This is a genomic window from Cupriavidus sp. L7L (genome assembly GCF_004353535.1).
GTDB lineage: Bacteria > Pseudomonadota > Gammaproteobacteria > Burkholderiales > Burkholderiaceae > Cupriavidus > Cupriavidus oxalaticus_A.
This window is the reverse complement of the sequence record NZ_SMNY01000005.1, coordinates 14698-41510: the sequence shown is the minus strand read 5'-3', so window position 1 is coordinate 41510 and position 26813 is coordinate 14698. Positions and strand designations below refer to the sequence as shown.

At 62.7% G+C, this 26813-nt stretch carries 29 protein-coding genes and 3 pseudogenes; 12 read left to right on the top strand and 20 right to left on the bottom strand.

Annotated features, from left to right (window positions below; all coding sequences use genetic code 11):
- Window positions 1-23: 23 nt before the first annotated feature.
- Genes E1J61_RS05560 through E1J61_RS05535 form a run of 6 tightly spaced genes read right to left on the bottom strand, consistent with a single transcriptional unit; the run spans window position 24 to window position 6673 of the window.
- Window positions 24-1172 carry a mandelate racemase/muconate lactonizing enzyme family protein gene (locus E1J61_RS05560; protein ID WP_133093135.1) on the bottom strand — a complete coding sequence of 383 codons (1149 nt, stop codon included), beginning with the start codon at window positions 1170-1172 and terminating at the stop codon, window positions 24-26.
- Window positions 1169-2182 (bottom strand): hydroxyacid dehydrogenase, encoded by a 1014-nt coding sequence (locus E1J61_RS05555; RefSeq protein ID WP_133093134.1) that lies wholly within the window; start codon window positions 2180-2182, stop codon window positions 1169-1171. The genes E1J61_RS05560 and E1J61_RS05555 overlap by 4 nt, the downstream gene beginning before the upstream one ends.
- Window positions 2179-3255 (bottom strand): tartrate dehydrogenase, encoded by a 1077-nt coding sequence (locus tag E1J61_RS05550; RefSeq protein WP_133093133.1) that lies wholly within the window; start codon window positions 3253-3255, stop codon window positions 2179-2181. Before E1J61_RS05550 ends, E1J61_RS05555 begins: the two co-directional genes overlap by 4 nt.
- A gap of 21 nt (window positions 3256-3276) precedes the next feature.
- Window positions 3277-4161 (bottom strand): NAD(P)-dependent oxidoreductase, encoded by an 885-nt coding sequence (locus E1J61_RS05545; protein ID WP_207951181.1) that lies wholly within the window; start codon window positions 4159-4161, stop codon window positions 3277-3279.
- 29 nt (window positions 4162-4190) lie between these two features.
- Window positions 4191-5651, bottom strand: coding sequence for an NAD-dependent succinate-semialdehyde dehydrogenase (locus E1J61_RS05540; protein ID WP_133093132.1), 1461 nt, complete (start codon window positions 5649-5651; stop codon window positions 4191-4193).
- Between the two features lie 38 nt (window positions 5652-5689).
- On the bottom strand, window positions 5690-6673 hold the full coding sequence (locus tag E1J61_RS05535; RefSeq protein WP_133093131.1) for a D-glycerate dehydrogenase: 984 nt from the start codon (window positions 6671-6673) through the stop codon (window positions 5690-5692).
- Between the two features lie 178 nt (window positions 6674-6851).
- On the opposite strand from E1J61_RS05535, the gene E1J61_RS05530 reads away from it, so the two are divergent.
- Complete coding sequence (locus E1J61_RS05530; protein WP_371702912.1) at window positions 6852-7691, top strand: FadR/GntR family transcriptional regulator; 840 nt, start codon at window positions 6852-6854, stop codon at window positions 7689-7691.
- Window positions 7692-8047: 356 nt separating this feature from the next.
- On the opposite strand, the pseudogene E1J61_RS05525 reads toward E1J61_RS05530, so the two are convergent.
- A pseudogene (locus E1J61_RS05525) lies at window positions 8048-8374 on the bottom strand (transposase); the annotation flags it as partial.
- 225 nt (window positions 8375-8599) lie between these two features.
- Here E1J61_RS05525 and E1J61_RS05520 point away from each other — a divergent pair.
- Window positions 8600-9106 (top strand): phosphate-starvation-inducible PsiE family protein, encoded by a 507-nt coding sequence (locus E1J61_RS05520; RefSeq protein ID WP_133093130.1) that lies wholly within the window; start codon window positions 8600-8602, stop codon window positions 9104-9106.
- A 70-nt stretch (window positions 9107-9176) separates the two neighbouring features.
- Here the strand turns inward: E1J61_RS05520 and E1J61_RS05515 are convergent, their stop codons facing one another.
- Complete coding sequence (locus tag E1J61_RS05515; RefSeq protein WP_133093129.1) at window positions 9177-10109, bottom strand: LysR family transcriptional regulator; 933 nt, start codon at window positions 10107-10109, stop codon at window positions 9177-9179.
- Between the two features lie 117 nt (window positions 10110-10226).
- Between E1J61_RS05515 and E1J61_RS05510 the strand changes: the two genes are divergently transcribed.
- From E1J61_RS05510 to E1J61_RS05490, 5 genes are all read left to right on the top strand, one after another.
- Complete coding sequence (locus tag E1J61_RS05510; RefSeq protein WP_133093128.1) at window positions 10227-10979, top strand: 3-oxoacyl-ACP reductase family protein; 753 nt, start codon at window positions 10227-10229, stop codon at window positions 10977-10979.
- Between the two features lie 14 nt (window positions 10980-10993).
- Window positions 10994-11617: an NADPH-dependent F420 reductase gene (locus tag E1J61_RS05505; protein ID WP_133093127.1), complete on the top strand. Its 624-nt coding sequence runs from the start codon at window positions 10994-10996 to the stop codon at window positions 11615-11617.
- A 930-nt stretch (window positions 11618-12547) separates the two neighbouring features.
- Window positions 12548-12985 (top strand): Hsp20/alpha crystallin family protein, encoded by a 438-nt coding sequence (locus E1J61_RS05500; RefSeq protein WP_133093126.1) that lies wholly within the window; start codon window positions 12548-12550, stop codon window positions 12983-12985.
- A gap of 14 nt (window positions 12986-12999) precedes the next feature.
- Complete coding sequence (locus E1J61_RS05495) at window positions 13000-13407, top strand: Hsp20/alpha crystallin family protein (protein ID WP_133093125.1); 408 nt, start codon at window positions 13000-13002, stop codon at window positions 13405-13407.
- A 104-nt stretch (window positions 13408-13511) separates the two neighbouring features.
- Complete coding sequence (locus tag E1J61_RS05490) at window positions 13512-13895, top strand: hypothetical protein (protein WP_133093124.1); 384 nt, start codon at window positions 13512-13514, stop codon at window positions 13893-13895.
- A 690-nt stretch (window positions 13896-14585) separates the two neighbouring features.
- On the opposite strand, the gene E1J61_RS05480 is transcribed toward E1J61_RS05490, so the two are convergent.
- The 9 genes from E1J61_RS05480 to E1J61_RS38145 all read right to left on the bottom strand — a co-directional run bounded on the left by E1J61_RS05480 (window position 14586) and on the right by E1J61_RS38145 (window position 21862).
- Window positions 14586-15716, bottom strand: coding sequence for an aromatic ring-hydroxylating dioxygenase subunit alpha (locus E1J61_RS05480; protein ID WP_133093122.1), 1131 nt, complete (start codon window positions 15714-15716; stop codon window positions 14586-14588).
- Between the two features lie 509 nt (window positions 15717-16225).
- Window positions 16226-16441, bottom strand: a complete 216-nt coding sequence (locus E1J61_RS05475) for a hypothetical protein (RefSeq protein ID WP_133093121.1) — start codon at window positions 16439-16441, stop codon at window positions 16226-16228.
- Window positions 16442-16482: 41 nt separating this feature from the next.
- A complete protein-coding gene (locus E1J61_RS05470) occupies window positions 16483-16746 on the bottom strand; it encodes a hypothetical protein (RefSeq protein ID WP_092140914.1) in 264 nt (87 codons plus the stop codon).
- A gap of 61 nt (window positions 16747-16807) precedes the next feature.
- Window positions 16808-18025, bottom strand: a complete 1218-nt coding sequence (locus E1J61_RS05465) for a hypothetical protein (protein WP_133093120.1) — start codon at window positions 18023-18025, stop codon at window positions 16808-16810.
- A 90-nt stretch (window positions 18026-18115) separates the two neighbouring features.
- A complete protein-coding gene (locus tag E1J61_RS05460; RefSeq protein WP_243736792.1) occupies window positions 18116-19477 on the bottom strand; it encodes a hypothetical protein in 1362 nt (453 codons plus the stop codon).
- Window positions 19478-19704: 227 nt separating this feature from the next.
- A complete protein-coding gene (locus E1J61_RS05455; RefSeq protein ID WP_133093119.1) occupies window positions 19705-20349 on the bottom strand; it encodes a response regulator transcription factor in 645 nt (214 codons plus the stop codon).
- Between the two features lie 2 nt (window positions 20350-20351).
- The gene (locus tag E1J61_RS05450; protein WP_243736791.1) at window positions 20352-21191 is read right to left on the bottom strand and encodes a sensor histidine kinase; all 840 of its coding nucleotides are present in this window, start codon (window positions 21189-21191) and stop codon (window positions 20352-20354) included.
- 199 nt (window positions 21192-21390) lie between these two features.
- Window positions 21391-21588 (bottom strand): response regulator transcription factor, encoded by a 198-nt coding sequence (locus tag E1J61_RS05445; RefSeq protein WP_240746092.1) that lies wholly within the window; start codon window positions 21586-21588, stop codon window positions 21391-21393.
- Window positions 21572-21862: a response regulator transcription factor gene (locus E1J61_RS38145; protein WP_133093117.1), complete on the bottom strand. Its 291-nt coding sequence runs from the start codon at window positions 21860-21862 to the stop codon at window positions 21572-21574. Before E1J61_RS38145 ends, E1J61_RS05445 begins: the two co-directional genes overlap by 17 nt.
- 58 nt (window positions 21863-21920) lie before the next feature.
- On the opposite strand from E1J61_RS38145, the pseudogene E1J61_RS38140 reads away from it, so the two are divergent.
- The 3 genes and pseudogenes from E1J61_RS38140 to E1J61_RS05415 form a co-directional block, all read left to right on the top strand.
- Window positions 21921-22112 (top strand): annotated as a pseudogene (locus E1J61_RS38140) (hypothetical protein); the annotation flags it as partial.
- Window positions 22108-22344 (top strand): annotated as a pseudogene (locus E1J61_RS38135) (hypothetical protein); the annotation flags it as partial. The pseudogenes E1J61_RS38140 and E1J61_RS38135, both read left to right, overlap by 5 nt.
- A gap of 642 nt (window positions 22345-22986) precedes the next feature.
- On the top strand, window positions 22987-23691 hold the full coding sequence (locus tag E1J61_RS05415; RefSeq protein WP_195428368.1) for a dienelactone hydrolase family protein: 705 nt from the start codon (window positions 22987-22989) through the stop codon (window positions 23689-23691).
- 233 nt (window positions 23692-23924) lie between these two features.
- Here E1J61_RS05415 and E1J61_RS05405 read toward each other — a convergent pair whose 3' ends face one another.
- Complete coding sequence (locus E1J61_RS05405) at window positions 23925-24107, bottom strand: hypothetical protein (RefSeq protein ID WP_243736790.1); 183 nt, start codon at window positions 24105-24107, stop codon at window positions 23925-23927.
- 38 nt (window positions 24108-24145) lie between these two features.
- The gene (locus tag E1J61_RS05400) at window positions 24146-24898 is read right to left on the bottom strand and encodes an SDR family oxidoreductase (RefSeq protein ID WP_133093115.1); all 753 of its coding nucleotides are present in this window, start codon (window positions 24896-24898) and stop codon (window positions 24146-24148) included.
- A 479-nt stretch (window positions 24899-25377) separates the two neighbouring features.
- Between E1J61_RS05400 and E1J61_RS05395 the strand changes: the two genes are divergently transcribed.
- Window positions 25378-25857, top strand: coding sequence for a carboxymuconolactone decarboxylase family protein (locus tag E1J61_RS05395; RefSeq protein WP_133093114.1), 480 nt, complete (start codon window positions 25378-25380; stop codon window positions 25855-25857).
- Window positions 25858-25861: 4 nt separating this feature from the next.
- A complete protein-coding gene (locus E1J61_RS05390) occupies window positions 25862-26263 on the top strand; it encodes a cupin domain-containing protein (protein WP_133093113.1) in 402 nt (133 codons plus the stop codon).
- Window positions 26264-26372: 109 nt separating this feature from the next.
- Here the strand turns inward: E1J61_RS05390 and E1J61_RS05385 are convergent, their stop codons facing one another.
- Window positions 26373-26660: an ATP-binding protein gene (locus E1J61_RS05385; protein WP_256376127.1), complete on the bottom strand. Its 288-nt coding sequence runs from the start codon at window positions 26658-26660 to the stop codon at window positions 26373-26375.
- Between the last annotated feature and the right edge of the window lie 153 nt (window positions 26661-26813).

Below are 26813 nucleotides of genomic sequence, written 5' to 3'. Positions count from 1 at the left end.
CGGTGTCTGCTGAGCGTACTTGCTCAGAACTTGACGACGTAACCGGGGCCGTCGATCAACGGGTACTGCTTGAAGATTTCCTCGTCGACTTCGACGCCCAGGCCCGGTGCTTCCGGCGGGACCACGCAACCATCACTGCCGATTTCGAAGGTCTTGCCGAACATGTCCCGGAAGGGATTGAAATGCGAAACGCAGGCTTCGAAGTAGCCGGCGTTCTCGGTTGCAGCGAGGAAATGCAGCGTCGCGGCATGATTGAGGCCCGTAGCGGAGCTGTGGGCGTGGATGGGGATGCGGAAGGCCGAGGCCATGGCGGCGATGCGCATGCCTTCCGTAATGCCGCCCGTCTTGGACAGGTCGGGCTGCCAGACCTGGACTGCCCCGGCTTCCAGCAGTTGCGCAAACTCGAATCGCATGAAGTGATTCTCGCCAGCCGCGATCGGGACGACAGGGGAAATCCGGGCAGCCTCGCGATACGAAGCGAAATCATTGCAGGCGAATGGCTCTTCGAGCCAGCCCGCTTGAATTTCCGCCAGCACAGGCATAACACGGCGCACGTCGGCGATCGTGTAGGCCGTATTCGCATCGGTCAGGATGTCGATGTCATCGCCGAGCACGCGGCGCACATGGCGTACCCGCTCGATATCCGCCTTGACCGAGTCGCCGATTCGCAGTTTGACGGCCTTGTAGCCCTGTTCGATATAGGACTGGGCCTCTTCGGCCAGCGACGCCGCAGGCTGGTATCCGAGCGCGATGCCGCCGGCATAGGCCGGAATGCGTCGACGCGAGCCGCCCAGCAGCTTGTAGAGCGGCATGTTCGCCGCCTTGCCGCGGATATCCCAGAGTGCCATGTCGATGCCAGAATGCGCCAGCGCGGCGCCGGCGCCAAGACCGTGGCTGGAAAACTGCATGCGATGCACGCGCTGCCAGGTGCCGACCACGTCCGTGGCGTCCATGCCAACCAGCAGCGGCGACAGCGTGTTGTGAATAAGGCTGGTGATGGCGCCAGGACTGCGCCCGGGATGCGACTCGCCATAGCCCACGATGCCTTCGGACGTTTCAACGCGGATGATGATCGCGTCACGCTTGAGCGTACTACCCACGCCCATGGTGACCGTTTTGCCTTCGGGCAGACGATAGGACAGGGGAATTGCGGTAATGCGGGTGATCTTCATTGGATTGTCTCCTGATTGACGGCGTTGAATTCGGGGTTGACGATGTTGCGTGGTCGTTCGCCTCGCAGCAGGGCGAGCATCGTGTCGGCGGCGGCCAGCCCCATGGCCATCGAGGCGTCTTGGGTGAGGCCAGCGATATGCGGTGTCAAAAGGACGTTCTGCAGATCTCGAAGCGGGCTGTCGTCCGGGAGCGGATGTTGTTCATATACATCGAGTACGGCCCCGCCTATGGTGCCGCTGCGCAAAGCGTCGATCAGATCCGCCTGCTGGATGATTGGCCCCCGTGCCACATTGACGAGCACGGTAGTCGGACGCGCATGCGCCAAAAGCGTCTTGTTCACCATGCCTCTTGTTGCTGCGGTAAGAGGGCACGCAAGTACGATGTAATCGCTGTGGGCGAACAAAGCGGAGAGTTCTGCCTGGGAGACGTGCGGCGGGAGCCTGGATGGTGTCGACGTATGCGCAAGCAGCTTCATGCCGAAGCCCGCGCCTGCAATCTCGGCGACCCGGCGCCCGATGGCACCGAAGCCAATGATTCCCAGGGTGGAGCCGCGAAGTTCCCTGGATTGCTCTGCCGCGAGCATGCGGCGGTTCCAGTCGCCGTCACGCACGGCATTGTCGAAGGTTGCCAGCCGTCTGGTCATTGCGAGCATGGCAGACACCGCAAATTCGGCAACGGCGTTCGAGTTCGTGTCCGGCGTATTGGCCACTGGGATGCCGTGAGCCGTTGCGCGGTCTACCGGAATGAAATCCACGCCAACACCATGACGAACGACGGCGCGAAGACGATGCTCGCGCTCGAACAGATCGCCAGGGAGCTGTCGCCGTACGATCAGACCGTCAACCTGCGCAATGCGATCTCGAAGGGCTTTATCACTAGCCGCGCCGATCAGTCCTGGCGGCAGTAACTCGACGTCAGCGTTAGCCGCCAGTCGAGCATGCGCCTCCGGGACGATGGCATCAGTCAGCAGCACAAGCGGGCGACTCGCTACCCTGGAGGCTTGTGTCATGCGAGAACCGCCCTGGCGATTTCGGCGCCCATTTCCTGTGTACTGGCCCTTCCACCCAGGTCAGGCGTTAGTACGCGATCGGGATGCGTAAGGACAGCTTCGATGGCCTTCATGATCGCGGCCGCTGCCTCAGGCTGTCCGAGGTGTTCCAGCATCATGGCCCCAGACCAGATCTGACCGATGGGATTCGCAATGCCTTGTCCGGCGATGTCCGGGGCTGAGCCATGCACCGGTTCAAACATCGACGGGTATTTCCGCTCCGGGTTGATGTTTGCGCTCGGCGCCACTGCAATCGTTCCCGTGATACCGGGGCCGAGATCGGAGAGGATGTCGCCGAACAGGTTCGATCCAACCACGACGTCGAAGCGCTCCGGGGACATCGCAAACCGCGCTGCCAGGATATCGATGTGGTACTGGTCGGTGCGGATGTCGGGATAGTCGGCACCCACTGCGGCAAACCGCTCGTCCCAGAATGGCATGGAATGGAAGATGCCATTGGACTTGGTTGCCGATGTCACGTGATTCCGTCCTAGCTTCTTAGCGAGATCAAACGCATAGCGCATGATTCGATCGGTTCCGCGACGAGTGAAGATGGCCTCCTGCGTGACGAACTCATGTTCCGTGCCGGCGAACATGCGTCCGCCAACTTGCGAGTATTCGCCTTCGGTGTTCTCGCGCACGATCCAGAAGTCGATGTCGCCGGGCTCCTTGTTGGCGAGCGGGCAGGGAACACCGGGCAGAAGCCTGACCGGTCGCAGGTTCACGTACTGGTCGAATTCGCGGCGGATCGGGATGAGGAGGTTCCACAGTGATACGTGATCCGGCACGCCGGGGAAGCCGACTGCGCCGAGAAAGATGGCGTCAGAGTCGCGTAGCCGCTCGATTCCATCGGACGGCATCATGCTTCCTTGGGCGTGGTAGCGGGCGCAGCTCCAGTCATAGGTCGTGAAGGCGAGCTTGAAGCCGAACTTAGCGCTGGCGGCTTCCAGGACCCGGATGCCTTCGGGGACCACTTCGTTGCCAATGCCATCGCCTGGAATGACGGCAATCTTGTATTGCTGGTTTGTGATCATGGTGTCGGTTTCCGGGGACGATCAGCGAACGGATGCCGGCTCGGCCAGCAGTGCGACAAGCTCCGGCACGGTGCCATGGGACCGTTGGTCATAGGCGCCGGCATAGGTTTCGCGGATCGCTGAGGCAGTCGCGTGACTGGCGCCCACTTCGCTCGCCATGGTGTCGTAGTAGGTCATGTCCTTCAGCGCATTGGAGATGGTGAAGCGGAACCCGGAGCTGTCGCCCCGCTCAATGAAGGGACGCAGGCGTTCCAGGATGACACCGGCACCGCCGCCCTTGGCCAGCACATCCACAAGGACCTCGGGACTGACATCAGCGCGTGCTGCACAGGCGGCAGCCTCTGCCAGGACTGCGGAGAAACCCAGAGACACGAAGTTGTGCAACAGCTTGAGCCGGTGTCCGGAACCGACAGGCCCGGCGAAGGTGATGTGTTCGGCGAAGCTCTGCAGCAGTGGCAGGCATTCCTGGTAGAGCGACTCGTCGCCGCCGACGATCAGGTTCAGACGCCCCTCGGCCGCTTCTTTGGGCGTACGCGTCATTGGCGCGTCCATGAACCTGCCACCGGCTTTTTGCACGGCGGCGGCGATGCGCTCGGTCGAAGAGGGGATCGCCGTCGAGCAATCGATGACCACGGTACCGGGCCGCAGGGCGCTGAGGAGGCCTTGGGCGCTGAAAAGCACATCCTCGACCTCGGGGGATCCGGTAACGCAGAGAATGACGATGTCGACCTGGCCGGCGAGCTCCGAGATAGCCGGTACGGTTTTCGCCCCCGCCTTCAGCAGTGCGTCGAGTGGCTGATTACCTGGATGTTCGAGGACCACCAAGGGATAACCATGCTTTGCCACATTCGTCGCGATGCCATGGCCCATCATGCCAATGCCAATCATGCCCACTGTTTTCTTCATGATTCTGTCTCCTGTTGTTGTCTCGTGGCTCAGCGCAATGCCAGGCCGCCAGCGCAGATGTACTTGACCTCGATGTAGTCCTCGATGCCGTATTTGGATCCCTCCCGGCCGACACCCGACTCCTTCACACCGCCGAACGGTGCGACCTCGGTGGAGATCAGGCCCTCGTTCAGGCCCACGATGCCGCATTCGAGCGCTTCTGCCACGCGCCAGGAGCGGGCGTAGTTAGTGGTATAGAAATAGGCAGCCAATCCGAAGGGCGTGTCATTTGCCATTGCGACGGCTTCTTCCTCGGTCTTGAAGCGGATGAGGGGGGCCACCGGGCCGAAAGTCTCCTCATTCATGAGCTTCGCCTTCGGCGACACGTCCGTGAGGATCGTCGGCTTGAAGAAGCGGCCGCCGAGGGCGTGGGCCTTGCCGCCGGTGAATACCTGAGCACCCAGAGAGACGGCGTCGTCGATGTGTTCGCGAACCTTCTCGATCGCCGCGTCGTCAATCAGCGGTCCGAGATCCACGCCCGGTGCCATGCCATCGCCGACGACTTGAGCTTCCACTGCAATCCTGAGCTTCTCTGCGAACGCGTCGTAGACGCCGTCCTGGACGAAGATGCGGTTCGCGCAGACGCAGGTCTGACCGGCATTACGAAACTTCGAGGCCATGACGCCGGCGACGGCAGCGTCGAGGTCGGCGTCGTCGAAGATGAGGAATGGCGCGTTGCCGCCCAGTTCCATAGAAACCTTCTTCACCGTACCGGCGCATTGCTCGAGGAGAGTCTTGCCGACATCGGTGGAGCCCGTGAATGACAGCTTGCGCACCACGGGGCTCGATGTGAGCTCACCCCCCACAACGGAGGCGGAACCGGTGACCACATTCAGTACCCCATCAGGGATTCCTGCTTCCTTGGCCAGAGCGGCGAGTGCCAGCGCAGAGAAGGGCGTGGCAGAGGCAGGCTTGATCACGATCGTGCAGCCTGCAGCCAAGGCGGCGCCAGCCTTGCGCGTGATCATCGCATTCGGGAAATTCCACGGGGTGATGGCGGCGACGACGCCGATGGGCTGCTTGATGACGATGATGCGGCGGTCCGATGACGGCGCAGGAATCACATCGCCATAGATTCGACGTGCTTCTTCCGAGAACCATTCAATAAAGCCAGACCCGTAGGCAATCTCACCCCGGGACTCTTTCAGCGGTTTGCCTTGCTCAAGCGTGAGGATCGTTGCCAGGTCCTCCTGGTTGGCCATGCAGAGATCGAACCATCGACGCAGCAGGCGGCTGCGTTCGCGCGAGCTGGTTGCGCGCCATGCCGGAAGGGCTCGGTCCGCGGCCGCGATGGCTGCCTGGACGTCGGCGGCCGTCATGCGGGGCACAGTACCGAGCTGTTGCCCTGTTGCAGGATTTGTGACGGGCACCACTTCGCCGTCAGCAGCGTCTACCCATTGGCCATTCACGTGGCACTGCTGGCGGAAGATAGAAGGATTCTGGATCTGCATGAAAAGGAACTCCGGTCGCTTTGACTTGAAGGGGGGAATCAGGAAAGCAGGTTGGCGGGTCGTTCGCCGCGGCGCAGTGCCGCGATCCCGTCGATCAGAAGCCATCCCATGGCGTTGCGCGTTTCCTCTGTCGCGCTGCCGATATGCGGACTGAGAAAGACGTTGTCGAGAGCGCGATAGCGCGGATCGACGTTCGGCTCGTTGGCGAAAACATCAAGACCAGCTGAAAAGACGTGGCCGTCGTTCAGCGCTTCGATCAGCGCATCGTCATCGACGATGTCGCCGCGGGAAATATTGACGACGACAGCGCCAGGGGGCAGTGCTCGGATGTGCGCTTGATCGAGCGTTCCTTTGAGCTGTGGTGAACCCGGTGCCGCGACCAGCAGCATCTCGCTGTGTCGGCAGAGGCTTTCGAGAGTCGTGTGGTAGATGGCGCCCTCGGCGACCTCTGGCCCGAGTCGGGAGCGGTTGTGGTAGTGGATTTGCACGCCGAATGCGCGGGCACGCGTCGCGATGGCTCGGCCGATGCGCCCCATGCCGAATATGCCGAGCCGCTTGCCGACCAGGCCTTTGCCCAGCAGTTGAGTGGGCGCCCAACCTGGCCATTGGCCGCTGCGGACCATGCGATCTGCTTCATAACCGCGCCGTGCGGCATTGAGCAGGAGCATTAGCGCGACTTCGGCACAAGCATCGCTCAGGACGTCAGGCGTATGCAGAACCTCGATGCCGAGCTCGCGAGCCGTGGCCAAGTCGATGTGGTCGTAGCCTACCGAGAGAGTGGCCACCGTCTTGAGGGTGGGCGACAGTGCGCGCAACACATTGCCGTCAATGCGCTCTGTCGCGGTCACCAGCAGAACGCTCACGCCCTTGGCGCGCTCGATGATTGTGGCGGAATCCGTCAGTTCGTCGCTTTCATTCAGCTTTACGACGAAGCGCTCTTTCAGCGCGGCTTCGATCTCCGCAGGCATGCGCCTGCATACGTAAGCATTTTCAAGCGACTGATTGTGATCCTGGGCCGGCATTGATGCAGTCTCCTCGTTGGGTTCGCGACAGCGTCGCACGAAGTCGTTGTGTTCTTGTGATTTGTATTACAAATTCATATGATGAAGATGTCAAGCAAATTTGTTCGGGATGCTATGATGTGAACTAGGCTGCCACAGCGCTGACGCGCGGCGAAGCAACGACAAGTGGAGCATTACCTTGCAGAGCACAACAGAAAATCTGACGGAAGCAGACCAGCAGCCAGCGGGGAAAGGCGGTTTTGAGCCCACATTGGCCGACCGCGTCACCGAACATCTCGCTGGGCAGATCCGACGCGGTCTGTACCCCGTCAATGCTCGTCTGCCGACGGAAAAGTTCATGACCGAGCAGTACGGCGTGAGCCGCACCGTGATTCGTGAAGCCATTTCCCGCCTTAAGTCCGAGGGCCTCGTGGAAAGCCGGCAGGGGAGCGGTACGGTTGTGCTCAATCCGGCGACCGCAGAGGTATTCCGCCTTGGGCGTGGCGGTACCGACCCGGCCTTGGGGGTCGTGCGAATCCTGGAACTGCGTCGTGGGATTGAGGCGGAAATGGCCGCATTGGCTGCGGAGCGCCGTAGCGAAAGGCAAATGGACGACATCCGGAACGCATTGCGCGAGATCGACTCTGCAGTGCGGGCGGGCGGCGACGGCGTTGAAGAAGACCTGGCATTCCATCTTGCGGTGTCCCGTGCCACTGGCAATCCTCACTACACCGAGCTACTCGGCATGTTGACGCGGGCATTGAGAGACGCCATTCGTCTCACGCGCGGCAATGAAGCCAGACGAAGTGATCTGGCTGCGCATGTCCGCACCGAGCATGCGGAGATCTGCGCTGCGATCGAAACCCAGGATCCGCAACGCGCCCGCCAGGCGGCCTTCCTGCACATGCGCAATACGGAGGAGCGGATTCTCGCTGCCGAACGGGACTTCTGGACTGGTGATAGCCGGACTGCCGCGCAGAGACTGGCCGGAGCCAACCTTTCGACAGTGATACGGCGTGCTGCGGAAGGGAATAGGTGAAGCCGAATAGAAGCGGCTTTCGCTTCACGAACCGATTCCACTTGGGGAGAGCCGAAAGGCCTCGGGCAGAACTTTTCGGCTGATTGCCTATAATTTTCCCCCTGCTAACCAGCACCCGACTCTCGCTGGCTGGTGCCTCGCACAACAACTGACGTTTTCCTTCCATCTTCGCTGACCATAAAAATGATTACGTAGCCATTTATGTACTGCATTGATGCGAGTATGGCAATATATTGAATCAATAAGTCATGTTGTGCTGCTTATGCGAGAAGGTCCGCGGGATGACCCGAGGCACGCTCGTGAGAGATGGTGTTTCTGTGAACCTGCACGGTCCAGTGCGCCTCCTGGTCGCAGCCCGAGCGCGCCAATTTGAGCGCGTCGCGCCGGTCGGCCTTGACCCGCTCGCCAGGCTTTCGTGGAATCAGTGATGGCGCGCACACCATGCAGTCGAATCCCCTCTGGACCAGTTAGCGGTAGAGGCCATAGCCGCAAGGGCCTGCTTCATAGACGATGCGTACGTGCTGCGCCTTGGACTGCCTGCGCTGGCACAGGCGATCGACGTCCGTCTTCCAGGTACCGATCTTGCCGACCAATTCCACCTCTCCCATGCCGATGGCATAAGCTGCAGTGATCGATCCCTTGTGTACGTCGAGACCGACGTACGCCGTGCTATCGTTTCCCATGCTGGCCTCCGTGCTGGAAATCGCCGGGTGTGGACTAAGGCCACACCATGCGGCTCTGGCAGCCAGGCTAACCCGCGTTTGATTCCCCACGGCGGGCCAGCCACCGACTTGGAGGCATACTGCCTAAACCGCTTCGCGGTGGTTCGAATCTCTGCCCAGCATCACGAATTAATAGTCGGTCTCCTACGCTCGGACGGCAAGCACGAAGCCAAATTGGAGGAACAAATGGCAGCAAAGCCTCGCACCTCGCAGAAGCTCCTGGCAGAGATGCGCGAGCAATGGCGCCTCTTGTCCCTGTACGAACGCTTCGAACAAGTCGTCGCCGTAGCGCTGAGCCTGATCGTCGCCGTAGTGATCGCGATAGCTCTCGTCCAATTGACCCTTGGTGTGCTGCCACATGTGCTCAGCGGCACGGTGAGCCCGCTCGATCATGAAGTGTTCCAAAATCTCTTCGGCATGGTGATGACGCTGCTCATCGCACTGGAGTTCAAGCACTCCATCATTCGGGTTGCGCTGCGCCGGGAGAGCATCGTTCAGGTCAAGACAGTCATTCTCATTTCGCTGATTGCACTGAGTCGAAAGTTCGTCATTCTAGATACGAAGGCAACCGACGCTGCCACAATCGCTGCGCTTTCAGGGGCGACACTCGTTCTCGGAGTGGTGTATTGGCTACTACGCGAGCGCGATGATCGAGTCGCTGGCCTCGATCGAGGAGAGCTTGGCAGCGAATGAGCGGGCGTAGGCGAACGACTCAAATTCGGGCCAGACCGGACGCCGAAGCGGCATATCTCGGCAGGCAACGCTAAATGCCGAGGCTGCCTGCCAGGCGTTCGGCCATCTGCATTTGGCGAAATGCTTCCACAACGTACTCGATGAATACGCGCGTCTTGGTTGGTATCAGTGTGCGCGTAGGGTAGTACAACGAAATGGCGCCTGCATCGGCATACCAGCGTGGCAGTAAGCGCACCAGTTCGCCACGTTCAATCCAAGGCAACACATCCGGTACAGCCAGCAGTGTCACACCGAGCCCCAGTAGCGCGGCTTCACGCATGGCGGCCGGGTCGCTCACCACAATGCGTTCGGGCATGGTCGCGGCAACCTCGTTGCCGGCGGCATCGCGCATGGTCCATTGGCGCGTGCGTCCTGTGCGTCCGGAGCGCATGACGATGCCATCCATGACGTTCAGCATGGATGGATCGGCAGGCAGCGTGCGTTCCCGCAGATACGCAGGCGACGCCACCGCGACGACATGCGCCGGTGCCAGTGCGCGCGACACGAGACCCGGCGTCAGCTCGAAGCCCCCGCCTATAGCCGCGTCGAACCCTTCGGCAATCAAATCGATCGCGCGATTCTCGAAATGCCATTCCGGGCGGATCGCCGGATAACGCTTCAGGAAATCGGGAAGCAATGGCAGCACGTAAGCCATGCCGAACGATGGGGCCAGGCTGACTTTCAGCACGCCAGCCGGTTCGCCGTGTTGGTTCGACATGGCGGCGATGGCGGCTTGGAGAGCGTCCAGGTTGCCGCCGATGGATGCAAGGAAGCGTTCGCCAGCCTCGGTAAGCGTCAGCTTGCGTGTCGAGCGCTGAAACAGTCGCATGCCCAGATTGCGCTCGAGCATGGCCACGTTGCGGCTGACGGCCGCGGGCGTCAGGGCCAGTCGGCGACCCGCCGCCGAAAAGCTACCGGTTTCGGCGCTGCGCACAAAGGATTCGAGGTTGGCGAGGGTTTCCATCCGACTCAGCTTACACGATTGCTTGAAGATGATTCCAGTCATTCGTAGCTAATCATCGTGGAATCGCACGCCCATACTTCGTTCACACCTCGTGATTCACCCCAACTGGAGAATAAAATGCCTCAACAGACGCTTTCCCTGGCCGGCAAGATCGCCCTTGTTACCGGCGGTTCGCGCTCCATCGGCGCCGCGATTGCCCGCCGCCTGGCCGCCGACGGGGCGGCCGTGGCGCTGACCTACAGTGCCTCACCGGATAAGGCCGCCACGGTGGTACGCGAGATCGAAGCGGCCGGCGGCCGGGCCATCGCGCTCGCCGCGGACGCCGGCGATCCCGCCGCGGTGCGCCTAGCCGTGGCCGCGACGGTCGACGCATTCGGTGGTCTCGACATCCTCGTCAACAATGCTGGCCTGGGCCTGGGCGGCGCAATCGAGGACATCCCGTTCGACACCTACGAGCGCATGATTGCAGTGAACGTGACCGGCGTATTTGTGGCCACACAGGAAGCGGTGCGGCATATGAAGGCGGGCGGGCGCGTAATCCACATCGGTTCGTCGATGGTGCGCTACGCAGCGTTTCCCACGGCATCGCTCTACACGCTGACCAAGGGTGCAATTGCAGGCTTCAATCGCAGTCTGGTGCGTGATCTGGGGCCGAAAGGCATCACGGTCAACACCGTCCACCCTGGCCCGACCGACACCGATATGAACCCAGCCGGCGGCCCGGTTAGCGAGATCGTAGGGCCCGGCATTGCCTTGGGCCGATACGGGCAGCCACATGAGATTGCCGGCGTGGTGGCATTCCTCGCCGGCCCGGACGCAGCCTTCGTGACCGGTGCCGAGATCGTTGCCGATGGCGGCTTCACCGCTTGAACAAGGAGTTCGTCATGCAAGCAAGCTACGGAAAGACCATTGGCATCATCGGCGCGGGCGCGATAGGCATGGCGTTCGCCACGGCGCTGGCACGGCACGGCATCCAGGCGGTGGTGGCCAACAGCCGTGGGCCTGAAACGCTTCGGGATGCCGTGAAAGCAATCGGGCCTTCGATTCGCCCGGGCACGCGCGAGGAAGCCGCAGCGCAGGACATCGTGCTGGTGGCTGTGAACTGGTCGAAGCTGCCACTGGCACTGAGCGGGCTGCCCGAATTTGGCGGGCGGACTGTCGTCGACGCAAACAATCCAATTGAGGCCCCGCTGTTTCGCCCCGCGGACCTGCATGGCCGCTCTTCGAGCGCAGTGTTTGCAGACCTCGTGCCCGGCGCGCGTGTTGTCAAGGCGTTCAATCACCTGCAACCCGCACTGGTGTCTGGCGATCCGCAAGCAGAAGGTGGCCGCCGCGTGTTGTTTTTATCCGGTGACGATGCGAACGCCAAAGCCGAGGTGGCCACGTTGATCGATCGTCTTGGGTTTTTCGGCATCGATCTCGGTTCGCTCGATGTGGGCGGAAGGCAGCAGCAATTTCCTGGAGGACCACTGGCGGCGCTTAACTTGGTGACAATGCGCTCGACTTGAAAAGATGGGATTGGAAGCAACCGAAAGAGGAACTCGCTAACGACGGCCCGGCATGCTCCATATAGTGCACGTGTCCGCTGCGGCAGAGCTTCGGCCATTCAGTCTGAGCCCGGCCTTCGCTTTCTGGCCGGCTACCGCCATTTTGATTCCGCCAGCTTGACCCGTAGCGGCTCGCCGCAGCGCGCAGAACAGAACGGGCAATCGTGACGCTCGCAAAGCTGCTGCCCCCGCTTCGTTGACACAACAGCCTTCTTTTCCTAAATTTTTTTGCAGGGCGACGAGTCGCCCGGTGTGCGTTGATTGGTCCGATACTGGCTCACCCAGCTCGGACGTTCTGCACCTGTGCTTTAGTGACCATTCGTGATGCCTTTGCAATCTGGGAGCGCACCATGTCAAAGGTTGCATATAGCCCTGTTGACGCGCGACGCTTGCGGCAAGACCGGGCAATCGAAGAATCTCGCAAGCGCGTCCGCATACAGATCACCCATATCCGGCATATTCAGGCAGAGGGTGACAGCCCGGACACCGCATATCGTGTTCTGAGGTATCTACGTCACTCAGTAAGGCAACTCAGGGAAAATCGCGACCTGTTTGTACGCGCTTTTGGGGCTGACGGGCACGATCGTATTCCGGTTGCACAGGAGTCGTCAGTACTGCCCAACGGCGCCGCTGAGCGGTTCGTGCAGGCCGAAGATGATGGCGAGCCAGCGCCAGATGCGGCCGCCACAAGTGGCGGGCCGAGGGAGGGTGCTGTATGCAACCCCCAAAATAATTGCTCCACGTACTCTTGAAATCTGACTAACTGCTTTTATTTCCGGCTCAAGCAGTCGCGACGTCGCGCTGCGTTTCTGTTTGTTTGCTGCCACCAAGGCAGGCGAACGGGAGCGCGCAAGCCCCTTCGCCTCCTTGCTGTTTTAAGGAGATAAGATCATGAGTCAAGTTTTTGGAGCCGATCTCTTCAGTGAACTCGACCGCCTGCAAAGGCAGATGGCGGACGTGTTTGGCGGCTTCCCCTCCAGTATCCGCTCCGGGCGCTCCGGCGCCTTCCCGCCGGTGAATATCGGGTCGACGGACGACACCATCGAGATCGTTGCGTTCGCGCCCGGGCTGAAACGGGAAAACCTGGAGGTCTCTATCGACAAGGGGCTACTGACGATCAGTGGAGAGCGCGGTCCTTCCTATGCGGACGACTCGCCAGATAGCAAGCGCTATGCGCGTGAGCGCTTCGTCGGCTCGTTCAGGCGCGTCATCGAGCTGCCGCAAAGCGCCGATCCTGACAAGGTTCAGGCTCGCTACGCGAATGGTTGCCTGTCGATCAGCGTGGGCAAGCGGGAAGCCTCCAAGGCACGCGCGATTGCCGTCCAGTGAACCGGGAGATTGCCATGTCAGAGATGAATCAAGTCGTTGCACAGCCTCAAGGTGCTGTCGCACCAGCCCAGGATGAAAAGGCGATGCCTACCGTGACGTTGCTCCCGCCGGTCGATATCGTCGAGGATGCGGGGGGCGTTACGTTGTGGGCGGACCTGCCTGGTGTGACCCGCGACCAGCTGGAAGTCAGCGTCCATGACGGGAACCTTCGCATCGAGGCGCAGGCTATCGTATCGATGCCCTCGGGCCTGCGGGTACAACACGCTGAAATCCGGCAGCCGCGTTTCGCGAGGACGTTCTCGCTGAGTCCCGACCTCGATTCGACGAAGATCGAGGCGAACCTGCAGGACGGCGTACTGAGGTTGACGATTCCACGTCGTGAAGCCGCGCGTCCGCGACGCATCGACGTCAGTGTTTCCTGAGTCCGGGCTGGGATAAGCCAGGATGAACGCGCCATGCCGCGCCGCAGGCGCCGGCATGGCGCATTCTCCGGTTTGCAGATAGGCATTGCAAAAGGATATAAGACATGGAGTTTGATTCCGACTGGATGACATTGGGCAAGCACCGCGTTCGCATCCGGTGCGTGCGCGGCTTCCCTACGGAGAAGACGCGAAGTGTGGCGGAGTTGGCCAGGATTGCCATCGAAAACAATCTCAGTGCAGCGGCGCGCCTGGTCGAGGTAACCGCGGACAGTGAAAAGACGTACACAATAAGCGTCGGCACAACCTTTCCGAAAGATAGGGATGTCGCGCCTCACCTCGACGTGGCGTTGGCGACCATGTTCGGGCTCAAATCCGATCAGGTGAATTTCGACGTCGTGGTAGTCAGTCAGGCCGAGGTCGATCTGCACTTCGGCGTCTACGAACGAATGCTGGCCGAGAAGCTTGGAATCGTGCCGAGTATTCAGTAAGCGAGAAAAGCGGGATGCCTTCATCGCAGCATACAGGCACAGAAACCGTTGGTGTCTGGTTTGTTGCGGCCGTGGTCATCGGCGCTTCAAGCGCCTACTTTCCGCTGCCCCTGCCGCCGATGCCAACCTTACCGCGCCCGATCTTGCGATGCGGTACACCGGGGCGCAGCCGCTTTCTGGTGCTAGCAGTCAACGTGATGTGCTCCGCAGGGTAGCGGGTTGTCCTATGCAGCGCGGCCTGGTAGGCAGGATGGTCCGGACTAATGTACTTGATCGCTGACATGATTGGCACCTCCTCCGAGGATTCTAGTCCGAAAAGGCAGGGCGACATGCCGCCTTTCTGACCACGCCATGCGCGTGTTCTGTGAAGGCACAACGCCCCATCCAACAGGGCATTGCCGAGCCATAAGAGCCAACCGAGATAATGTTAGCGATTGACGGTCCGCTTACCAGCAATTCGCCTGACGTCGGCGAACCGCTGAATTCCGCCCCCGGCGCTACTGTGCCCCAAGCCACCTCACATGAAGCCTGGATTTCGGGGAAGATAGCGCGTCCAATCGCCGCAGTCGCGCCAGCTTCCGCAGGATGACAAGTGCGAAGCTCCGACAATCTCTCACCGACCCGTCATAGCCATCGCGAGTACCGGGAGGTGAACGGCCGCGTCCAAAGTACAACTGCTATCTCGATACCCTAGTCCCCGTTGGCCTCGCCGTCAGGCCGTGTCACCACCTCGCGGAGCGGGATGACGGCGCGGCCGCCGCAGTTGCGCAGCAGGTCTCGCAATTCGTTGATTACCGGAAATACCTCGTGATTCCAGTCGCCCCCCTGCTTGTCGTGGGCCTCTTGCTCGCGCTCGACGATCCAGCGGTCCTCCCTGAAGATGCGTTCTGTGAACCAGACCAGCAGCGGCCATGCCAGGTCCAGTGCAAACGGAATGCCGGGCTTGCGGATGGAAAGCAGGCCAAACGTCCGGTTGGTGCGCTGCGCCGCGTCCAGCGGCACGTAGACGATCCACAGGTCCATCACCAACGTGCCGTCGCCCGAGCGGATCTGGAGGGTCTGGTACGGATATATGGTGCGCACCGTCATCACGTCCTTGTTGTCCCGGTCGCAGTTCTTCTTGCTGGCGCCAAACACCAGCGCCTCGCCCACAGGCTGCTTGCCTTCCATGCGCGCGAACGTGTAGTCCACTTCCACCCAGTCCTCTCCGCGACGGCGGCCCAGCGAGCGCGCGCGCATCTGTCCCATCTGCCGCCGGTGTAGGAACTGGTGGTTCATGTCCATCAGGTTCTCATGCATGAAGGAGTAGTGGCACTTGACCTCGCGGCCAAAGCGACGCGTCTTGTACGCCTTGTCCGCCACCGATGGCAGAGCGGGCAGCGGCCGCTCTTTGGCAAGCGCCCCATCGCCAGGAAAGACAAAGATCAGGCCGTGCACCTCGCGGCAGGGATAGGCACGCACGCCGTTGGGCAGGCGCTCACGCCCGAGGTATGGCACATCGATGCAGCGGCCGGTGCAGTCATAAGTCCAGCCGTGATAGCCACAGCGGATGGACTCGCCTTCCACCACGCCCGCGTGCAGCGGCACCTGCCGGTGTGCGCAACGATCCTCCAGTGCGAATATCGTACCGGACACGGTACGAATCAGTACGATCGGATCGCCGGCAAAATGCACCCCGTGGGCTTTGCCCCGCTTGACCTCATTTGACCAGGCCAATGGGAACCAGTGATCGGGATGGATGGGCACACGGCGCAGGTCGCGCACGGGCGCATTAGCGTGCGGGTCGATGGCATGGCTATCCGGCAAAGGCACTGTATGCATGCGTGACGCCTCCTCGTATAACGGGAGCTTCGACCGTCGCCACACGCCGACCAATTAGCGAACGGGGATTCGGCGCAGTTTACGCGAAGTCTACCGAACTCACCGGAATCCCGTTCTTTCCATAGTGTGGTTGATATTGTGGAAGGCTAAAGGTCATGGCCACCTTCGGCCAATCGACCCCCACACATCCTGGTGGCGGGGTAGCGAGCGCCCGGTGCCTGGTACGGAGCCGACGCTCAACTGCCGACGCTATAGCGCCGGGCAATGGCCGAAAGTGGCCGCTTGCTGCCGCTGAGTCCCCCGATAACATTGCTTACTGGCAGCCTGACTTAAGTGCGTCTTATCCACTTTTTGCGTTGAAAGTTGATAACTATTATCGAGAACGGTACATTTCGTGGCATCCGCCGTGCCCTTGCGCCCAACCCCGCCGTTGGGTGAGAAGGCGACTACGGCTGCAGAACGTCAGGGCCCTGTCGGGCGGGAGCACCGGCCCCGCCCTGGATCGCGCACTAGTCGAAGCTGACCGCGTTCACGGCGCAGGACGACAGGTTGGACTCATAGCTGCCGGGGCGCACACCCCATTGCCCTCCCCGCTGGGCCTGGAGCCAGAGCTCGATGGTGGTGATGAGCGTGGCGTCGTGGACGTGCTTGTCCTGCCGCCAGCAGACCTTGACCTCTGTTCCGTTGTTGGCTTCGGTGAATTTTTCCTGGCAATACTTGGCCATGGCTGGCTCCTTGAAGGATGCAACGTGTGGAACGGTGGACTTCACATCACGGTGAAATAGTCGCGCCAAGCGGCCTCCAGCGTGATCCGGGTAGGCATCGGCACGGCGGCGTTGTTGAACGTGGGCGGTTGGTTATTGCCGTAGTAGTAAGCGGTGCGGTCGTTCGTCGCCATATGGTCGCGCGTGGCATTGTCAACGCAACGGCTCATATGGATAGCCGGGAAGTTCGGATTCTCGTAGTACACCCAGACGCCTTGGCCGTTCGCGGGGTCGCGATACGCGCTGACTTTCCAGTCGTCCATCATGGTTGCTCTCCTTGAAAACGCTACTGCGATTGACGTGCCGGTGGGCGTATTCCCGCCAGCGCTACGAAACCGGCTTGCTGATCACGCCCAGCAAGACCGGGACATCCGAGCCGCTGCCATCGAACGAGACTTCGGTACCGTTGCAGCCCCGGCATGCCACGGCGCCCGGGGCATCCTGGGCGGCGCCCTGAACGGCAAAGGGGCCGACCCGCGTCAGCGAAGCAGCGAGTGCCTGCGCCTGGTGCGGACTGCCCGCGCGCAGCGCGATGCGCGGCTGATAGCCGATGACCGCGCCTGTTGGCAGCAACGCGAGCGCGCCGGCGGCCCCGAAGAAGTCGGGCGCGCCCGCCGGCAGCGCGGCCTGGCCGCCATCCAGCAGGCCGGCGTCGAACCAACTGCCAGGAGTCAGCGCGAAGACGCCGAACCCACCCAGCGACAAAGCCAATCCGTTGACGCCGTCAGGCAGGCCATTCGGCGCACCTTCGACCATGGCCGCTAGCGGCGCCGCGTTGATTGCATCCGCGACCGCCGCGCCACCGGCGCCTTGCAGCCCCAGGAAGGAAGGCCAGCTTCCCGCCGCCGGCAAGGCAGCAGCAGGCGCGGCCCCGGCCAGAGCGGCCAGCGCCGGAGGCGGCAGGGACACCGACCAGGCCGTAGCGCCGCCGGCCGGCGCCGCGCGCCATGCGGCCAGCCCCGCAGGCCAGCCATCGAGCGCGTATTGCGGGCAACGGAATACCACGCCCGCCGCATAGAGGCTGGCGGCCATGTTCAGGTCCGAGGCCTCTTGTTGCGATGCCAGCAAGCAGCGATTCAGGGCTGCCGTGAGCGCCGGCACGCGTTCACCCAACGCCGCCAGCAGCGCTTGATGCGCTTGCGCAGGCGCCATGGCGTTGGCCGCGGCGTTGACGCCCGCGGGCATGGGGGGCCCGGGCCGCCACGCCCGCACCGCCTGGCGGTAGCGCGCGAGGTCGGCCTGCAGGCTGCCCGTCCCGGCAGCCGCCCGCAACAGCGCGGGCTGCCCTGCGGCGCTTTCCACCAGGTAGCTCAGGCAAAGCCAGTAGGCGGCAAACAAGCCGCTGTGTGGCGCGTAGACACCCGCGGCAGCGGGAATGCCGTCGCCCAGCTGGTAGGTGCACCAGTTGCCCACCTGCGCATCCGCGTTGCCCAGTCCGCTGAAGGTGGCGGCCCCCGCGACGGAGAACACGTCGTTGCCAGCCACGCCCGCATGGCCGGCAAGTGCCGCGGCATACATGCGCCAGAGCGCAAGGTCGGATAGCACGGCGAGACCTCCCGGCAGGATGGACAGGATGAACGGCTGGGCGGCGCAGCCCCTCGCCCGAGCGCGCGAGGGACTGCGATCGCGACGGCCTCAGGTGCCCAGCTGCTGGCTTACTACCCCGAGCAGGATCGGCAGGGTGCTGCTGACCGGCCCGATCGTGACCGTGGCAGATGCATCGTCCCACTTGATGTCCTGCTTGGTGCCGTTGGTCGACACCGTGGCCGAGCCGATGCGGAAAGGGCCGATGCCGATCGACGCGGTCGCCTGCGCCTGCCAGGTGTTCTTGACGTTGCTGTAGTCGCTGGCCGCCATCTTCAACTTCACGGTCGGCTGGAAGCCCACCACGATCTGCGTCGCCATCCGCGCCAGCGAGCCGCTGTCGGCGAAGAAGGCCGGCGCGCCGGATTTGAGCCGCTGATGGTAGGTCGACACCAGCCCGCCGTTGTCCCACCACAGCCCCGGGCCGACCGGGAAGGTGCCGAAGCCGGTGAAGTCCACGGTCAGGCTGAAGTCACTGCTGGTGGTATTGATGCTGGTCTTTTGCCCGCTGGCCGAACCGCTGCCGAAGAAGGAGAAGAAGTCGCCAAACAGGCTGGCGTCTACCGAGGTGCTCCAGCCGAACTCGTCGAAGTCGTAAGTCTTCGAAGCGGAAGTCACCGAGATCGACGCGCCGGCGTTGTTCTTGCCGGCGACGCTGGCCTGCTGCCACTCGGCGTACTTGGCGCTAAACGCCTGCAGGGAATAGGACGGCGCGAAGGCCGAGATCAGGTTGTTCACCGGCACCGGATTGGTGCCACCGATCACCACCGGCTGGCTGCCTGCGGGTGCGACGCTGCCCACCTTGACCGGCATGTTGTACGGGTTCTGCAGCGTCATGCTCTGCGCGCCGTTGATGCCCACCTTGGCCCGCGCCTGCTGCACCACGCTATAGCCGGCCCCATAGGCCTTGATCATGATCTCGTCATACGCGCTGGCGGCGCCGATCAGCGCATTGTTGGCGCTCAGGTAGGACGGATAGCTCTGCTGCACCCAAGTCTGGAAGGGAGGCGGCGAGGGATTGACGTTCTTGTACGCCCCGTAAGCCGTATAGGCCGCTACCTGGACATTGTTGAATGCGGTCTGCGCGGTATTGAGCGCCGCCGCGGCCTGGTTGACCTGGCTGTCCAGGTTCGGATTAACCATGGCGCCAAGGTCGATCCAGTCGAGGAAGGTCGCGTACGTGGCCAGAAGGCCGCCCACCGGCGCATAGGCCGGGCTGTTGGCAGGCACGACATCGCCGATGCCGTACACATAGGCATTGATGATGTCCGGGTCGGCGTTGCCCAGGTCCACGTTCAGGGTGGTTGAGCCGGCGCTGAACTGCTGCTGTGCGGACATGCCATTGGGGAAGGCGGTCGCCTGCAGGGCGCCCATCCACTGCTTCCACAGACCCACGGTATCGACGTTTGCCATTTTTTTTGCTCCAGATCGTTTGCCGAGAAGGGACGGTGGCGGCATCCAGGCCCCACCCTCCGCCGACGCGCCGTGCCCCGCCGCCATCGCGCATGCACCGTTCGTCTGGCATTCATGGTCGGTTATCGCGGGCGCCGCCGAACTGTGCCGCGGCCTGATTCGCACCTTCAGGAATGCTGATTCGCGCATCAGCAGCACGGATATCGCGGCCGCCGGCGGCGTAGCGCCTAGAAGAGGTCTTCGCGAATCGCGTAGCGCGTCAGCTGGGCAATGCCCTTGACCTGGAGCTTGGCCATGATGTGCTCGCGATGGGTACCCACCGTCTTGCCGCTGATGTGCAGCCGGTCGGCGATCTCCCGGGTGGAGTGCCCCTCCACCAGCAACTGCAGGATCTGCCGCTCGCGCGTGCTGAGCTGCGCGCTCGGCTCGATCGAGCCGTGGTGCCGCGCGCAGCGCAGGCTGGCGACCATCGCGGTGGCCACCTCGGGACTGAGATAGGAACGTCCTCCCGCCACCGTGCGGATGGCCTTGCCGAGTTCGTCGCAGGCGCAATCCTTGAGCAGGTAGCCAAGCGCGCCGGCGTCCAGCGCGGCGGCGATCCTGCGCTGCTCGCCATGCGCCGAGAGGCACAGGACGCGCGCCGAGGGCACGTCCGGCACGATGCGGCAGAGCGCGTCGATGCCGTTGAGTACCGGCATGCCGAGATCGAGGGCGATCACGTCCGGGAGCAAGGCCTGCGCCATGCGCAAGGCTTCCATGCCGTCGCCGGCCTGGCCGATGACGGTCATGTCCGCTTCGCGCTCAAGCAAGGCGGCAAGTCCCTCCCGGAAGAGCGTGTGATCGTCGGCAAGCAAAACACGAGTCTGCGGCATGCTCAACCTCGCGGCATGGTGTGGATTCCGTCGCGGTGCGCCGAGCCGCCGGTATCGACGCCCGCCGCCCGCCAGTGCCCCGTGGGCATCACGATGCGCACGTGCGTGCCGCTGCCGTGCGCGGAGCCCACTTCGAGGCGTGCCCCCAGCGCGCGAAGCTGTGCCGCGCTGCTGGGAAGGCCAAAACCGCCCCCAGCACTGCCCTGGCCGGCAACAGAGCCCGGATCGAAGCCACGGCCGTCGTCCTCCACGCTGACCGTGACGTGGCCGCGCTTACAGGCCGTACGCACCCACACCTGGGATGCGCCGCTATGCTTGCGAACGTTGGCAAGCAGCTCCTTCACCACGCGCAGCAACACCGCGGTGGCAGCTTGCTCAAGCGGCGCCTGGGGGCCGCGCAGATCCAGCAGCAGGCGGGGAACCCCGCTCGATCCTTCCCCTGCGCAATGCGCCAGGCTACGCAGCGCGTCGTCGAGCGGCCCCTGCGCCAGCAGGCCAAGGCCGAGATCGATCGTCGCCGCGCGTACGCTGGCGGCAGCCTCCGCCACCAGCGTACGCGCCTCGCCGATCAGCGCGCGTGCCTGCGGCGGGCATGCCAGCTTCTCCAACTGGCCCAGCCGCAATAGCGCGAGGGCAAGCGCCTGGCCCACTTCGTCGTGCAGGCTGCAGGCGATGCGCTGCCGCTCACACTCCCGGGCCGCATGGCTGGCGTCGAGGATGGCCTGCTGTTGCTCGCGCCGCCGCCCGCGCACTGGACGATTGGCCTGGTACGCGGGCGCGCCTCCTGGGACAAGCCCGTCGCTGTCCCCGGGCGCCGCCCCGGCATTCTTGTTCTGCGACATGCCTGTCCCCATTGAAACCAACAAACTCTCCAGCGCGCGAAAATCTCTTTTAAATATTATTCAATTGACATACAGTTCCATGAATCCCGCGCCAGCTCTGGCTTTCCGGACTTCGCGGTCAAGCCTTGCGCAGCATCATCCCGCCGCGCGCACGCGGCTTGCAATACTGCCAATGCCGTATCTCCGTTAGCACAGGGATTCACTCATGGCGCCAGAGGCCATGGCGCAGGCAATAGATCGCCACGCCGGCCGCATTGCCCACGCCGAGTTTCCGGTACAGGTTCTCCCGATGCTTGCGCACGGTCAGGTTGCTCAGGCCGAGTTCCCTGGCAATCCGCTTGCTGGTATGCCCCGCTGCTACCCGTTGCGCAATGTCACGCTCACGCTGCGTCAGCACAGCCGGTGGCACGCCCGCCGGATGCGCCGCCATTGCCGCCTCGATGGGCCGCGCGAGATCGACGAAAGCCGTGCGCCACCGCGTAGGCGGCAAGCTGCGCCGCATTGCGCAAGCCCGTCTTGGCCAGCAAGTTGCTGCGATGCTTGCGGGCGGTCAGCACGCTGATCCGCAATGCAGCGGCAACGGCGCGGCAACTCATGCCGGATGCGATCAGCCCCAGGACTTCAAGTTCGCGCTGCGTCAGCGTGGCGGAGAGAATGCTTTGAGCCTGCATGTGTTGCCTGGGACGGGATGAAGCCCGCAATTCTGGCAGATAGCAGCCCCCCGGGTGGGTGGCAGACAAGCCCGCCGCCGAACAACGCGAACTAAAGTCGCTGTTCAGGCCGAAGTCGGCCCAGGTTCTACGCGCCATGCTGCGCGAGCCCGACCGTGCTTGGCGCGTCACCGAGTTGTCGGAAATCTCCGGAGTCAGCCTGGGGCACGTCAGCAATGTACGCAACGGCTTGATTGATCGGGAATGGGCAGCTCGATGTGGACGTAGGGCTAGATGCGGAAGCACTCGGCGATGGCGAATACGCGACCTTGATCGGCGCTCTTTAATGCCATGGATACGCGCAGCGCGAGGGGCTTCGGCGCTTCCAGCTGGTTCGCCAGGTCACAACGCGAGATGGCGGGGAAGCGATCGACGTCGTGGTCGATTTCTTGATGCCGCGCGACGCGGAGATCGTCAAGAACAATCCTCCGGCGCTGAAGGACCGTCTCCGGTCGTGCACGAACAGGCTGTCGCGTCCGGCGAACACCCGAGTTGGCTCGCGCCCGGCGTGCGAGAATACGGTGCGACCAGAAGCCGACTTGCTGCGGTCGCCAAAACACAACGCGGAGGCGATATTGGCCAAGAATCTACTGTACGGCCTGGTAACAATGGTACTTGCAACATCGGCGTTTGCCGGGGAGCGCTACATAGAAGTATGGAACCCGCCGGAGGCGCGCAGTTCCGCCACGAAATACCTGAAGCCATCGGCACACAAACCGAAGAATAGTCGTGTGGGTCCTCCTGCAACAAGCGGCCGGACGCGTCGAGTAGCGAAAATCTCACCGTTACGGCCGGCCACAAGGGGCAAGGCCCGGCAGGCTGACATACAACGACATTCCGCGGCAGGTTACGCCAGAAGGTAACGTGCTTCGGGTGGTAGGCGGCCACTCTCGAGCTGACATTGAGCGCTGATCGAGCAGCGGCCGGGGCGGTCCAGACCATCTGGCAGGCGGCCAACGAGGCCGCCACCGGCGAGCTGGCCACGCTGCGCGCCGCTGCCCGCCGCTGCCCGCGCATTCCGGAGCGCCCCCTTGCGCTATCATCCGGCCCATCTGGTCCACCGCAAACGACAGGAGCAGCCAATCATGCGACACATCGGTCAGACCGTCTCGTTCATCCGTCCCGACGGCCAGTCGGTCAACGGCTACCTTGCCAGGCCGGATCTCACTGACGGCGCGCCGGCCATCATCGTTGTCCAGGAGTGGTGGGGGCTGAACAACCAGATTCGCGGCGTTGCCGACCGCCTTGGGCGTGCCGGTTACTACGCGCTGGTACCTGACCTCTACCGCGGCGCCAGCACGGTCGAGCAGGAAGAGGCCCACCACCTGATGTCCAAGCTGAACTTCGGCGACGCCGTGGCGCAGGACATCCGCGGCGCCGTGCAGTACCTCGGCACCCTGAGCAGCCGCATCGGTATCACCGGCTTCTGCATGGGTGGTGCGCTGACACTGCTGTCGCTGAACTCCATCCCCGAGCTGAACGCAGGTGTGCCGTTCTACGGCATGCCGCCGCTGGAAGCGATCGATCCTGCCAATATCAAGGTGCCGGTGCTCGTTCACTCGGCCGCGCAGGACGCGTTCTTTGCGGCCGAGGACTTCGACAAGCTCGAGGAGAAGCTGCGCGCCGGCGGCGTCGACGCGACGTTCCACCGTTACCTCGCGCACCATGCCTTTGCCAACGAGGAGGCCATCGGCGACGGCCGCATCGCCGGTACCCAGTATGACGCCGCTTGGGCGCAGGTCGCCTGGGACCGCACGCTGACGTTCTTCGCGCGCCACCTTTGGCGCTGATCATCGCCAGCCGGGAAGCATCCCGTCCGCGGCCTCGGCACGCGCAACAACTGACGGGTGGATTGCATTGGGTGCAAATACGCCCCGGCAATTGCTTCGTTTACTGGATGTGCTGGAACTGTCCCATCTGGCCCATGATCCAGGTTGCTTTTCCCCGTCGGCCTCGGCTTTGGCGTACAAACCTGTACGCCTCGCAAGGGTTAGTCGCGGCACACATCAGGCGCTGTGCTCTGTTAACGCTTCAATGGCGTGGTTAGCACGGTCTCATTCGTGTCCACGACGAACACCGCAAGCAGCTTGGCGGGCTCCGTCTTGCTCGCGTTGGCACTGACGTCGTGCCGGTCGCCAGGCATATCGGTGAAGTTCTGCCCCTTCGTGAAGGTGCGAAGTGGTCCGCCGTTGAGTTGGTTCAGCACGGCGCCTTCCGTCGCGAGCTACCTGCCGAATTTATGGATCACTTCACATGAGCGCGCGCCAGCCACTGATCGAGACTGGTGCGACCTATCCGCGCATCGCCCAGCGGCACGAGCGACAGTTCCTCGACTTGGCCGCCGTAGTATCGCGCGTCGGGATCCGTCACGACGGTGCGCGCGTCGCCCACCGACTTCAGATAGCGCGAAACGATCTGCGCGAAGGGCGCGCGGTCCGGTCCGGCGATGTCGATGGTGCCGTTTAGCGGCGCCCCCAGCGCGACCTGCGCAAGCGCCGCCGCGACGTCATCCGCAGCGATCGGCTGGAACATCCCGTCGCCAATGCGCACAGTGCCGCCATCCGTACCGTAATCCGCGATGGCCCCGATGAATTCCATGAACTGCGTGGCGCGCACGATCGTGTATGGCACACCGGCCGCGTCGATCACCGCTTCCTGTGCAACCTTGGCCGTGAAATACGCGTTGTCCGGCATGCGGTCGGCGCCGACGATCGACAGCGCGACGTGATGGCGCACCCCCGCAGCCACCTCGGCCTTGCCGAGATTGCGTGCCGAGGTGCGGAAGAAGTCGAGCACCGCCTGCGGCTCCCAAGACGGCGCATTCGTCACATCCACGACGACATCCGCGTTCACCAGTGCATGGCTTAGGCCTTCGCCGGTCACTGTGTTGACACCGGTACGCGGGGATGCGGCGACTGCCGTGTGGCCCGCCTCTTTGAGTAGCGTGACAAGACGTGAGCCGATCAGGCCAGAACCACCGATTACAACGATCTTCATGGCAGATTCTCCATATCAGGGTAGAGGAACGCGCTGCGCACCTGGTGTGGGGGGTATCACTGAACGTGCCTGTCACCGTCGCATCGTATGAAGCCATTGTGGAACAATCATGCCCTATGGATAAGGGCCCGGTTCTGGACGAACGCGGATTGCATGTGGCATGGTTGAACGCCTGATTGCGATGACAAGTTCTTTGCTCGGCTTAAATGGTAGACCTTGTTCAAGCCGATTACGACATGACGCTTGCTTCCTATTTCATCGGATAGATGGATCCGTCGCCGCCTTGGCACCCACCCGCAGGAGCCCCTGATCAGCTTTGGCCAACGCTGGCTCCGATTGGTGTCGATGCGACAACAGAGTGGGTACCTTGGCGGCACTACTGGTGCCGCGGGCCGAAGGCTACGATCCTTCCCAAGCGGTGCCTGCAGCAATCCAGCGCAGGTCCGGCGAGCATCCCCGCCAACCTAGCAGGAGTGATCATGGCTCAACGCATCAACTACTTTCAGCAATCCCCGGAACTGTTAAAAAAGCTCATGGAGCTCAACAGCCTGTTCCCGAAGACGACGATCGAGGAACACGTTCGCGGACTCGTCGAGATTCGCGCGTCGCAGCTCAACGGTTGTGCATTCTGCGTCGACATGCATATCAAGACGGCGAAGATCCACGGCGAGCGCGAACTGCGGCTGCATCATGTAGCGATCTGGCGCGAATCCACGCTGTTCTCGCCGCGCGAGCGCGCAGCGCTGGCATGGACCGAAGCGTTGACCCGGCTGTCCGCAGAAGGTGTGCCCGACGATATCTACGAGCGCGTGCGCACCCAGTATTCCGAAAAGGAGCTGTCCGACCTGACTTTCCTGGTGGGCGCAATCAATACCTGGAACCGGTTGAACGTAGCGTTCCGCATGGTGCCGGGCGCCTTTGACAAGACGTTCGGACTGGACAAAGCCAATCTGGAGTGATGCCATGAAAGGCATGATTGCGATGGCGGCAAGCCTGCTGCTGGCGCTGTCGGTGCAGCTGGCCCACGCAGCGCCGCCGGACGTCGTGGTCAAACCGCTGACCACGAAGGCATTGCCCGATTATCCGGGCAAGGAAGTGGAAATGATCACGGTGGAGTATCCGCCTGGCGCCTACGACCCTGTGCATCGTCATGATGCGCACGCGTTCGTCTACGTGCTCGAAGGCAGCATTGTGATGGGCGTGAAGGGCGGCAAGGAAGTCACGCTCAAGGCGGGCGAAACCTTCTATGAAGGCCCGGACGATCTCCACACTGTTGGGCGCAATGCCAGCAACACCAAGCCGGCGAAGTTCGTCGTGCTGCTGATCAAAAAGCAGGGGGCGCCGATCTTCACTCCGGTGATGTAGCGCCAGCCGTTCTCCCGGGCCGGTGCACGCCTGAGGCATTCTGATTCTTCCTCCTGTGCCGACGCTTCGTCCTCGCGAGCGTCGGCGTTTCCTTGTTGCGACAGCGTGATCAGCGAGCAGGTCCCGCATCATCATCCAATGGGGGCACGCCATTGCCGATCGACAGCTCGCCGCCGTGCGCATCGATGATCGAACGACAGATCGACAGCCTCATCCCGAGACCCGTCGGCTTGGTCGTGAAGAACGGTGCCAACGCCTGCTCGGGGTTTTGCGATGCAAAGCCCGGCCCCGGGTCACAAACAGTCACAACCACACAGCCAGCGTCGGCCTGACTGGTGCTGATGCGCAGTTCACGGATATCATCGCTGTCCCCGTTCATTGCCTCGAGCGCGTTGATCAGATTAGTGCGAATCGCATGTCATGGCTGGCCGCGATCGGCAGGGCATCGCTCGTTCCGGGAACGAACACGGAGACTTACTTTGCATCCCGCGCCACGGCGATTTTTAATGCCGCCCGGAATGCACATCGCATGCACGTGCATGACCGCCAG